This window comes from Citrobacter sp. Cc139 (assembly GCF_030334645.1).
In the GTDB taxonomy this organism is placed as follows: Bacteria; Pseudomonadota; Gammaproteobacteria; order Enterobacterales; family Enterobacteriaceae; genus Citrobacter; species Citrobacter werkmanii.
In genome coordinates this window covers 83,439-93,754 of the sequence record NZ_JAOWDM010000094.1, presented here as the reverse complement: position 1 = coordinate 93,754, position 10,316 = coordinate 83,439, and the positions used below count along the sequence as shown (strand labels likewise).

Here is a 10,316-nt window from a genome sequence, read left to right as displayed (position 1 = left end):
TCTGAAACCAGCCACATATCCGCCTCTTCAAACATTTCCTGAACAGTACGGCTTATCTGTTCTTTCTCATGCTTGCTGGCGTCAGTGTTGATCGCCGGCAGTGTCATCATCGGCTTAACCCGAATATCAGCATCGGGGAAGATCCGGTGAACCCTCCTGGTCAGTTCGCCCAGAATGATATCTTTTGCACCGGGCAGCCCATCAAAATTCCTTTTGTCATAAACCAGTTCAACGAACATAGCACACCTTTTAGTCGATGAATTTAATGGAGGGATGCTCAATACCAGCATCTATGTAATCGACGGCTTTCTTTAGTTCACGCAGGAGATTTTTAGCTTGCCTACGGGACAAGCAGATCGTTTGATCAGGGAATTGCACTGACGGCCATGATGGGACAGAAGCCATAGTGTCTGTGAATTTGGCGTGTAACAGAACATGTTCAGTGAGCGCGCAGTAACTGATAGCAAAATCAGTTAACTCAGGCATTGCTCCTGCATTCGACTCTTTTGCGGTTGCCATAAACAATCCTTTTTTTGCTGGATGCATATACAGTAAACGGGATCAGAGATATGGTCAATGGATACATAATATTGGTTATTCACTTATTGTAAGTAACTGAATGATAACGATGGTGTTAACAATAGATGTTATGAAAAAGCGCGCTATCTAACTGATATTAAGAAAGAAAGCGCACGATTTAAAATCCCTCGGCGTTCGCGCTGTGTGGGTTCAAGTCCCACTCCGGGTACCATGGGAAAGAACAGAATAATCAAAGCAATAAGCAGTGTCGTGAAACCACCTACGGGTGGTTTTTTTGTGCCTGTAATCCGTCGTTTTATCCTGCCTGATACGTAAAATGCCCTTCAAACATTTGCAATAGATAATCACTCTATCGACGAATCGGTGCGTTAAGCATAAATCGTCCTCGGGCAGGGTTGTTGATAAACCCATTTCGGGCAGGATTATCGTTGAGGTCCTGGAAACCATTTATCATGGTGGGATCGCCAAAGCTATCCTGAATCGCTAAATGTCTGTGGATTCGGTTTGGTGCCCTGAACGTGAAAGGGAAATCATTTGTCCCGCCAATGATGATGATGCCATTACCGGCACGGAGTGCCGCGTTTAACGCTTGCTCACTCGCGGCCTGGTTTTGTAACGCGCTGGCTGTGGCAGATGATGACGCCAGCAGCAGTAAGATGAGAACGGCGCATGAAAATACCGATGGCAGTTTCATGATTAATACCTGTTAAGAGTATGGCTATTAAAGTATAGCTTTATGTTGTCATCTCAACTGAAAAGAAAACCAACAATTTAACCAACAGTCCCTACTGCGTCTGAGAAGCAGGGAGAGTAGCGCCGCGCGGTTAAGAACTATAATAACAGTCGACAGGCGATGACTCCTGTTGGCAGATAGTACAGATACAGGGGGCGGCCATGAGCGTCTCATTTTTTCCGCTAGTTGCGTTCACCGCATTGCTTGTCTTTAGTTGCTCAGTATGGTCGGTGGAAGAAAGAGGGGGATTATCACCGCGAGCCAGAACCACGGATCCTGTTGCATTTTCGCTGCAGTCATTTAACAACATGAGCTCTTATCAGGTCATGCTGCGATCTTCATCTGCGCAGGATGAGAATAAAATCATTCGCTACAGCTATCAGAAACCCGGCTATGTACGAATGGATTTTACCCTGCCGCATTCAGGCGCGGTGCTCATCTTTAATCCCGTCACCGGTAAAGTGACATTATGGCCATTTGGTGTGGGGTCGTTGCCCATTTTGCACCTGTCGCCGACCAATTCATTGATCCAGGATGAGCGCGGTCATCGGGTGGATCGCTCTGATATCGGCGTGTTGTTAGGCAATATTCGCCATCTGCAGCGCGAGGGAACAACGACGGTTGTTGCTCAGGAGCGTCTAGCGGGGCGGGAGACGACGCATGTGTCTGTGGTTGGGCCAGGAATAATGACAGTGGATGGCGTTCACCGCTACGACGTCTGGCTGGATAATTATCACGGATTCCCTGCCAAAGTGATCGGCTATGCCCCAGATGGGCGGCGATTAGAAACCGTTCTTCTGGAAGCTATGGTTATCAACATCCGTTTTCCCGCTAATTTCTTCACGCCTTGAGGGAGCCCGTACTATGGCTGAGTATCAGTTTTCCACGGTCTGGCGGGTTGAGGCTTCAATCCAGGAGGTATGGGATATTTTTTCCCATCCGGACCAGTGGCCGGAATGGTGGGGAAGTCTGGAAAGAATTGTGGAGATCAAGAAGGGGGATTTACAGGGCATTGGCGCGCTACATCGTTATACCTGGAAAGGGGCGCTTCCTTATCGTTTAACCTTTGATATCAACGTATTGAATATTCTCCCTTGCTCTCTGCTTGAAGGACAAGCCAGCGGGGCGGTAGAAGGGCGAGGTGTGTGGTCTTTTACTGCGAGTGGCAAAGAGACTATTGTCAAATATGACTGGAATGTCCGAACCACTATCCGTTGGATGAATTATCTTGCCCCGCTGGCGGCACCCGTATTTCGCTGGAATCACAATACGGTCATGCGTGAGGGGGCAAGAGGGTTAGCCCGTAAACTGGCAACGAAGGTGCATATATTTTGAGTTCAGTCAGCGTTGGGGATTAATGAGCGTCCTGATATTTAAAATTGCCTCCACTATTGATTAATAACTCAGCGATCTCAGTCAATGTCTTATCATACACGGCGGCATTTTGTAGGCCTGCCTGGCGCAGAAGTTCTAAGTTTTCACGCGATGCGTTATCCAGCGTTGGATCGGCCCCGTATAGTTCAGGCTGAATTCTGTAGTATTTAGAATCTTTTACCGTTGAGGCAATTTGTTGCAGATAATACGCGGTCATCTGCGGCCCCCCCTCAAGCGTGATATCAATAGCCGGTTTTGCCCAGCCAAAGGGGCCCCAGTCCTTAACTTCGGAATAAGAATACCCCTGCAATTTCTTGCCGGTTCCCAGTGAGACAATAATCATATCCTTAATGCCAGCGACATTACTGAATTTAATCGCTTCGGAATAGGCACAGAGCGCGGGGTCGTTTGCTACCACACCGCCATCAACCAGGACAAATTTTTCGGGAACAGGGGGCAATGAATAAATACGCGCTGCTTCGAAATAGGTGGGAGCCGCAGAGGTACCCCGTAAAGCGTCCCTGACCAGGAAGTCCCGATTTTTGGCGAGGGCTGAATGTTGTTTGAAAATGACAGGAAGACGACTGCTCACGTCATAAGAAACAAAGCAGGTTGGTCTTAATAATTCACTGAGTTTTGTTTCACCGAATGCCATTTTTAATACTCGCTCCAGCTCCTTTGCAGAATATTTCTCATCGGTAGCGCCACCCAGTGAACTGATTGTTTTCCAGACACCGACATCAAAAATTTCATCCCCATCCTGAAGGTAGAAATTGACGGCTTCCTGAGCGGAGAACTTTGGTTTTCCTTTTGCGTCAGGGCAAACATAAGCAGAACACAGAATGGCCCCGGTACTGGTACCGGCAACCAGATCGAAGTAATCCGCAATTCTGGCGGCAGGATTTTCTGATATATCCTGCAATTTCTTCTCCAGTGCCACAAGTAGCATACCCGGTAGGATGCCTCTGATCCCGCCGCCATCAATAGACAGTATTCTCATTGCCATTTTTACTTCCTCCCAGAATATGAAACGGGATTATGGATTGGGTTATTTCTACTATTGCATGCTTTTAAATATAGGCCGGGTTTCTGCTGCGTTTGCTTCATGCGACAGGCTGATCTGGCAGATTGATATCCGCTTGCTACTGTACTTTTTTGCTTGTAAATGGCTTAATAGCGACCTTGTAGTCTCTCATTTCATTCACAGTTAACAGGTCTGTTATTGATGAATAATCTCCATCGACTCGCCTTTTTAAGTCAGCGTCTGTCTGCTGTGATGATCGCCGGTTTCCCAACGGGCCGTAGCTCAACTCTTACAACATGGACAGACAGCAATGCAACGTCGACAATTTCTCAAAAATAGTGTTCTCCTTTCCGCCGCCGGTTTAGTCGGGCCTACGGTTCTTAGCCAGACGGTACATGCCGCGGAGCCAACAGTCGCGCCTGTCGCGCGTCGACGCTTTGTCTTATCACAAACGTATAAACTCAACCCTGCTGAGGGATCGCGCGGTGTGGTGAAACTCTGGATCCCACTACCTGTAGACACTGCGTTTCAACAAATGACAGCCCTTGCCTTTAGCGGGAACTATCAGCAGGCATATGTCACCACCAACAATGCCTATGGCGCGAAGACGCTGTTCGCCACCTGGCCAGACTCCCAGAGCGAATTGTTGATTAACGTTGATATCGACATCGAAACTGCCGACTGGGAGCCGTTGAAGCAGGATGCGCTAAAAACCTGGCAAGTACCGGAGCAGATTATTTATCCGCTGGATGTAAAACCCTACTTGTTACCGACGGCACATACGCCTGTTGATGGGCTGGTTCTGGAAACCGCGCGCAAAATTACCGGTAATGAGCAAGATCCGCTGAAAAAAGCGCGTCTCATTTACGACTGGGTGAGTAGCCATATGGAACGAGATAATGACGTTATTGGCTGCGGTACCGGTGATGTGGCGGAGATCTTAAAAAGCGGTAAGCTCAAGGGAAAATGTACCGATATGAGCTCCGTTTTTGTTGCTTTGGCACGGGCCAGCGGTATTCCGGCGCGTGAACTGTTTGGCATCCGTCTGGGCAAAGCCAATAAGCTCGAGCGCTACTCGAAAAGCGCCTTTGGCAAGGCCGATAGCACAGGCGTTGCCGATGTCAGCGGTGGACAGCACTGTCGCGCCGAATTCTATCTGGCAGGTTACGGTTGGTTACCGTGCGATCCCGCTGACGTGACCAAAATGCGTCTGACTGAGAAAAAATCGCATCAGGACGCCGATGTCCAGGCCGTCAACGCTTACCTGTTTGGTAACTGGGAAATGAACTGGGTAGGATTCAACTACGGACGTGATTTCGAGTTGTATCCGGCGACAGAGCAGGGCGCCATGAACAACTTTGGTTATCCTTACGCAGAAGTCGATGGCGACCCGATCAATTTCTACGATCCTAAAGTGTTCTCCTACCGCTATGTCGCCACAGAACAACGCTAAAGGCGCGGGACTGACCCTGCTGACGGCCGCGGCGGCTGCCGTCACTGCCGGTTTATGCTGCGTTGGGCCGCTGTTATATCTGTTATTTGGTATTTCAGCGGCGAGCTTTGCTGTTTTAACCCGGTTTGAGTTTTTACGAATTCCTTTGATGCTGCTGTCATTGGGATTATTACTGCGTGTTTTCTGGCGACTCTATTTTTCCAAACGGTTGTGGTGTTCTGGCTGGCTAACCCTGAAACAAGCGCGCGTTCTCTACTGGTGTGCGCTGGCGTTGATTTTGCCGGTGTTATTTTACCCAACGCTGGTCGCCTGGTTTTATGAGGTATTTGAATGAAGATTTTCACGTTAGTTGCTGGCTTATTATTGCCGTTGTGGGTTCAGGCGGCCAATCAAAAAGTGGTGTTGGATATACAAAATATGACCTGCTCGTTATGCGTAATTTCGGTCAATCAGGCATTACGCGAAACCGATGGCGTCATTAAGGCGAAATCCTCACTCAAGACAAGGCAGGCAGAAGCGATCGTGCCTGAAGGTTTTCCTACCGAGACTTTGCTTAAAGCGGTAGCAAAAACCGGGTATAGCGCGACGCTTAACCGTATTGAGCAACAATAACCACCTACGGGTGGTTTTGTTCTGTTTTCCCGGTATGATGCCCGGCGGCCTGGTGTTCTCTTTTGTGCGTTAACTACCGGAATTCCCCTCGTTTCCTGTTAACCTGAACTGGCGGCAGTTGTAAGCCGCCCACGCCCATTTGTATCTGTTATCCCTCCAGCCATGTAGGATGATTACAGGCGAGAATTTTTGACTAAGGAAAAGCGTTATGAAAACGGGACCATTAAACGAGAGCGAACTGGAATGGCTGGATGATGTACTGACTAAGTACAATACGGACAAGGCTATTCTGGATGTGTCAGAACTGGATGGTTTGCTGACGGCGGTGCTGAGTTCACCGTATGAAATTGAACCGGAGCAGTGGCTGGTCGCAATTTGGGGGGGGGCGCAGTATGTCCCTCGCTGGTCCTCCGAAAAAGAAATGACGCGCTTCATGAACCTGGCGTTTCAGCACATGGCGGATACGGCCGATCGTCTGGACGAATACCCCGAGCAGTTTGAGCCGCTGTTTGGTCTGCGTGAAATTGACGAGCATGAACTGACCATCGTAGAAGAGTGGTGCTTTGGTTATATGCGCGGCGTCGCGTTGTCAGACTGGTCCACATTACCGGATACGTTGAAACCGGCGCTCGAGGCTATTGCGCTGCATGGTACAGAAGAAAACTTCGCGGTGGTTGAGAAACTGACGCCAGAAGAGTTTGAGGAAAGCGTGGACGCTATCCGTCTGGCGGCGTTGGATCTGCATGCCTGGTGGATGGCGCATCCGCAGGAAACGCCGGTGAAGGTGCCGGTAAAAGTAGATGCCAAGGTAGGACGTAACGACCCGTGCCCGTGCGGCAGTGGGAAAAAATACAAGCAGTGCTGTCTGCATTAACAGAAAGGGGCGTAAAGCCCCTTTTGTTTAACCCACTTCAGGCAGTAACCCTGCTGCAATGGAAAACTGTACCGCGATCACCATAATGCCGCACATAAACACCAACGCCAGCGCCGGTGCGCCACCCGCCACGCGGTAGTTAGCCTGCGGGTTATGTTTTCTGCTTTGCCATGCCAGCATGGCGGGGATCAGTAGCGCCAGTACCGCGAGGGCAACGCCCGCATATCCCAGCGCCATCACGAAACCACGTGGATAGAACAGCGCGAATGCCAGCGGCGGCAGGAACGTCACCACGCCGGTTTGCATCCTTCCTGCTACGGTATTTCGGCGCTGGAAAAGGTCTGCCAGATAGTCAAACAGCCCCAGCGCGACACCGAGGAAAGAGGTCGCCAGTGCGAGATCGGCAAACAAATGTACCGCCAGTTCAACGTGCGGCGATGCCACGACTTCACGTAATGCCTGTAGCAATCCGTTTAAACCTGCGTGGTTGGCTAACAGCCCCATGAATGTGGACGAGTTAATGCTGCCCAGCGTTGCCAGTTGCCAGAAAATATAGGCGATCAGAGGAATGGCGCTACCGGTAATAAATACCCAGCGCAGTTTACGGATGTTACCGTTCATATAGCTGACGATACTCGGAACGCTGCCGTGAAAACCGAACGACGTGAAGATAACCGGGATTGCGGACAGCGCCAGCCCTTGCTGAAGCGGCAGCGTAAGCAGATTCACTTTATGGATATGCGGCATTAACAGGGCCAGCATCGCTACCAGGAAAATTATCTTGGCACTGAACAACAGACGGTTGAACAGATCGACCAGCGACGTCCCAACGCAAACCACACCACCGGCAACAAAGGTGAACAGCAGTACACCTGTTGATGGCGAGATAGCTGTCCCGGTCCAGTCGCTGATGCTGGAGGCCAGCAGTTCACCTGCGCCACTGATATACGCCGCCGTCAGCGCGTACATTAAAAACATCATGCTAAAACCCGTTACCCATTGTCCGTAACGGCCAAGATAACGTTTCGCCAGGGTACCCAGCCCGGTGTCAGCCGGTACGTGTTGATACACTTCAAGCAGCAACAGCGCGGTGTAGCACATTAACGCCCACAGACTGACTAACAATACCAGCGTGACGCTAAACCCCACGCCTGCCGCAGCCAGCGGCATTGCCAACATACCGGCACCAATCGTGGTTCCCGCCACGATAAAAATACTACCCAGGGTTCTGTTTTTCACGCTTTCCTCTGTCCCAGAGATAATCAACGGTTATATCTGCGGCGCAGGTTAAGGCAAAACATTATTTTCGTCAAATCACCGTTACAATGCATGTACATTAATCTTTACGATTATTGGGTGATTTTAAGATGTATGGGAAATGACATTTATCTGCTGGTAAACCTGTGTTAGCGCAAAGCAGCGCCCTGCGGTTCACATTAGGCTATGCCCTTTATTGAGGAGGTAGTATGGAATCTATTCACGGGCATGAAGTGCTCAACATGATGATTGAATCTGGCGAGCAGTATTCAAATGCCAGTCTTGAAGCGGCGATTACGGCACGTTTTGGCGAGCGGGCACGTTTTCACACCTGTTCTGCGCAAGGAATGACGGCGGCTGAGCTGGTGGCATTTTTAGCGGCGAAGGGGAAGTTTATTGCAAAAGAAGACGGCTTCTCTACGCACGAAAGCAAGATCTGCCGCCATTAAGATTATCGAATAACGGTGGCATCTCACCACCGTTATCCAACAGAATTAATTCTGCGTATCGAGCGTAGCCAGCTCTTTGTCGATGAAATAAAGACCTTCACCGCTTTTTCCTGCCAGCGATAGCTTATCAATAACAGATTTAAATAATTTCTCTTCTTCATGCTGCTCGGCAACATACCACTGCAGGAAATTAAACGTCGGATAATCCTGGTGGGTCATTGCCGCGTGAGCCAGTTCATTAATTTTCCGGGTGATCAGCTGTTCGTGTTCGTAAGTGACACGGAACAGTTCGTCCAGAGAAGCATATTCAGCGAAGGGGGAAGAGACGGTATTAATACGCGGTAAGCTACCGGTGTCAGTCAGGTAGTCGAACAGACGCTGCATATGCGTCATCTCTTCCTGGGCGTGACGGCGCAGAAACGCGGCAGCACCTTCGAAGCTGTGATAGCTGCACCACGCGCTCATCTGTTGGTAGAGCAGAGATGAATATAATTCAAGATTCATTTGCTCATTCAGTTGGTCGATCATTTCTGTTTTCAGCATGGTTCTGCTCCACAAACGTTATTATATATTACGTGGCGCCACTATAATTTGTTATTTAATTATTTGCAAAAGGTAAAATAATAAATTTATTTATTAAAAATACGAATGGGAATAAAACGCATTAACGCTATTGAGCGGAGGATATAAATACCGAAGTAACAAATGACCAGCAAAAAAATGCTGGTCGAAAATATTAGTAATTGAATGAGGACGCTGGAGATACCGCGACGCCGTGACACTGCCAGGCGAGCGTAATTTTGGTGTTCAAACACAAAGAACCGGCATATACGCTACAGGTTGACACTGGCTGCCCAAACGCAACGGCGCTGGCATAACCCATACGCTGGCACTCTTTGGTGGCGGTTCCCTGGGTTACGTAGTCATCGGTTCGTGCCGTTTGCAACATGGCCTGGTTGTAAGTCAGGCGAACCACGCCGGTGATGGCGCTGGCTTCGCTCACCTGCGCCTGTTTAGTAATAGTGCATCCTGTCAGCACGAGCGGCAAAAGGGCAATGATAAAGGTCTTCATGAGATCGCTCTGAAAGTTCGGAGATAGGCTATCATGGCATGCCTTTCGACGTATCAATGGCTTGAATAGCCTGAAGATCACCTGCGATTAATCGCAACGACGTCACTTTCTTGAGGCCATTCTGAGCTGCTGAGGGAAAAATGTGAGCCCTTCATTACTTTATAAAACAAAATTTCATTAAATTTGAAAGTGGGTTTGCAAAATAGTAATGTGGCCTGAATGTTATGACTTTCAGCAGTCCACGCTACGCATTCAGGAGATGACAGAATGAAAATTGCATTGATGATGGAAAACAGCCAGGCAAGCAAAAACGCCATCATTCATAACGAGCTTAAAGCCGTTGCGGATGAGAAAGGTTTTCCCGTTTATAACGTCGGCATGAGCGATGAAAATGACCATCATCTGACCTACATTCATTTAGGGATTATGGCCAGCATCCTGCTGAATTCCAGAGCCGTGGATTTTGTGGTCACCGGCTGTGGTACGGGTCAGGGCGCAATGATGTCACTGAATATCCATCCGGGAGTCGTATGCGGCTACTGCCTCGATCCGGCGGACGCATTCTTGTTTTCTCAGATCAACAATGGGAATGCGCTTTCTCTGGCCTTCGCCAAAGGCTTTGGCTGGGGCGCCGAGCTGAATGTGCGCTATATGTTTGAAAAAGCGTTTACTGGACGTACCGGGGAAGGTTATCCACCAGAACGTAAAGAGCCGCAGGTGCGTAACGCCGGTATTCTGAATCAGGTGAAAGCGGCAGTGGTAAAAGAGAATTATCTGGATACGCTGCGCGCTATCGATCCTGAGCTGGTGAAAACCGCCGTCTCGGGTCCACGCTTCCAGCAGTGCTTCTTTGAAAACTGCCAGGACAAGTCGATCGAAGCGTTTGTGCGCGAGATTATTGGCTAAATCCTGCTGGCCCGGCGGTGTT

At 49.3% G+C, this 10,316-nt stretch carries 15 protein-coding genes; 8 read left to right on the top strand and 7 right to left on the bottom strand.

Features of this window, described 5'->3' with window-relative positions; all coding sequences use genetic code 11:
* The 3 genes from OGV69_RS23325 to OGV69_RS23315 all read right to left on the bottom strand — a co-directional run.
* Window positions 1–239, bottom strand: a 239-nt coding sequence (locus OGV69_RS23325) for a DinI family protein (protein WP_286469538.1), incomplete at its 3' end; no start/stop codon positions are given.
* Between the two features lie 10 nt (window positions 240–249).
* Complete coding sequence (locus OGV69_RS23320) at window positions 250–519, bottom strand: hypothetical protein (protein ID WP_061381073.1); 270 nt, start codon at window positions 517–519, stop codon at window positions 250–252.
* A 370-nt stretch (window positions 520–889) separates the two neighbouring features.
* On the bottom strand, window positions 890–1,234 hold the full coding sequence (locus tag OGV69_RS23315) for a hypothetical protein (RefSeq protein WP_069323577.1): 345 nt from the start codon (window positions 1,232–1,234) through the stop codon (window positions 890–892).
* 200 nt (window positions 1,235–1,434) lie between these two features.
* On the opposite strand from OGV69_RS23315, the gene OGV69_RS23310 reads away from it, so the two are divergent.
* Together OGV69_RS23310 and OGV69_RS23305 are read left to right on the top strand one after the other, a co-directional pair.
* Entirely contained in the window at window positions 1,435–2,124 is a 690-nt protein-coding gene (locus OGV69_RS23310) for a DUF1571 domain-containing protein (protein WP_069323578.1), read from the top strand.
* Window positions 2,125–2,137: 13 nt separating this feature from the next.
* The gene (locus OGV69_RS23305) at window positions 2,138–2,608 is read left to right on the top strand and encodes an SRPBCC family protein (protein ID WP_069323579.1); all 471 of its coding nucleotides are present in this window, start codon (window positions 2,138–2,140) and stop codon (window positions 2,606–2,608) included.
* A gap of 19 nt (window positions 2,609–2,627) precedes the next feature.
* Here OGV69_RS23305 and OGV69_RS23300 read toward each other — a convergent pair whose 3' ends face one another.
* Complete coding sequence (locus tag OGV69_RS23300) at window positions 2,628–3,653, bottom strand: patatin-like phospholipase family protein (RefSeq protein ID WP_069323580.1); 1,026 nt, start codon at window positions 3,651–3,653, stop codon at window positions 2,628–2,630.
* A gap of 328 nt (window positions 3,654–3,981) precedes the next feature.
* Between OGV69_RS23300 and OGV69_RS23295 the strand changes: the two genes are divergently transcribed.
* The 4 genes from OGV69_RS23295 (at window position 3,982) to OGV69_RS23280 (ending at window position 6,610) form a co-directional block, all read left to right on the top strand.
* Window positions 3,982–5,124, top strand: coding sequence for a transglutaminase-like domain-containing protein (locus OGV69_RS23295; protein WP_069323581.1), 1,143 nt, complete (start codon window positions 3,982–3,984; stop codon window positions 5,122–5,124).
* Window positions 5,102–5,458, top strand: a complete 357-nt coding sequence (locus OGV69_RS23290) for a mercuric transporter MerT family protein (protein ID WP_069323582.1) — start codon at window positions 5,102–5,104, stop codon at window positions 5,456–5,458. Before OGV69_RS23295 ends, OGV69_RS23290 begins: the two co-directional genes overlap by 23 nt.
* Complete coding sequence (locus OGV69_RS23285; RefSeq protein WP_038641518.1) at window positions 5,455–5,736, top strand: heavy-metal-associated domain-containing protein; 282 nt, start codon at window positions 5,455–5,457, stop codon at window positions 5,734–5,736. Before OGV69_RS23290 ends, OGV69_RS23285 begins: the two co-directional genes overlap by 4 nt.
* A gap of 208 nt (window positions 5,737–5,944) precedes the next feature.
* The gene (locus OGV69_RS23280) at window positions 5,945–6,610 is read left to right on the top strand and encodes a YecA/YgfB family protein (RefSeq protein WP_038641516.1); all 666 of its coding nucleotides are present in this window, start codon (window positions 5,945–5,947) and stop codon (window positions 6,608–6,610) included.
* A gap of 27 nt (window positions 6,611–6,637) precedes the next feature.
* Here the strand turns inward: OGV69_RS23280 and tyrP are convergent, their stop codons facing one another.
* Complete coding sequence (gene tyrP / locus OGV69_RS23275; protein ID WP_069323583.1) at window positions 6,638–7,849, bottom strand: tyrosine transporter TyrP; 1,212 nt, start codon at window positions 7,847–7,849, stop codon at window positions 6,638–6,640.
* Between the two features lie 227 nt (window positions 7,850–8,076).
* Here tyrP and OGV69_RS23270 point away from each other — a divergent pair, with 227 nt between their 5' ends.
* The gene (locus tag OGV69_RS23270; protein ID WP_038641513.1) at window positions 8,077–8,316 is read left to right on the top strand and encodes a YecH family metal-binding protein; all 240 of its coding nucleotides are present in this window, start codon (window positions 8,077–8,079) and stop codon (window positions 8,314–8,316) included.
* Window positions 8,317–8,361: 45 nt separating this feature from the next.
* Here OGV69_RS23270 and ftnA read toward each other — a convergent pair whose 3' ends face one another.
* Together ftnA and OGV69_RS23260 are read right to left on the bottom strand one after the other, a co-directional pair.
* Complete coding sequence (gene ftnA, locus OGV69_RS23265; protein WP_038641510.1) at window positions 8,362–8,859, bottom strand: non-heme ferritin; 498 nt, start codon at window positions 8,857–8,859, stop codon at window positions 8,362–8,364.
* 193 nt (window positions 8,860–9,052) lie between these two features.
* Window positions 9,053–9,388 (bottom strand): YecR-like family lipoprotein, encoded by a 336-nt coding sequence (locus OGV69_RS23260; protein WP_038641508.1) that lies wholly within the window; start codon window positions 9,386–9,388, stop codon window positions 9,053–9,055.
* Between the two features lie 267 nt (window positions 9,389–9,655).
* Between OGV69_RS23260 and OGV69_RS23255 the strand changes: the two genes are divergently transcribed.
* Window positions 9,656–10,294, top strand: coding sequence for an RpiB/LacA/LacB family sugar-phosphate isomerase (locus OGV69_RS23255; RefSeq protein WP_038641506.1), 639 nt, complete (start codon window positions 9,656–9,658; stop codon window positions 10,292–10,294).
* Window positions 10,295–10,316 lie beyond the last annotated feature (22 nt).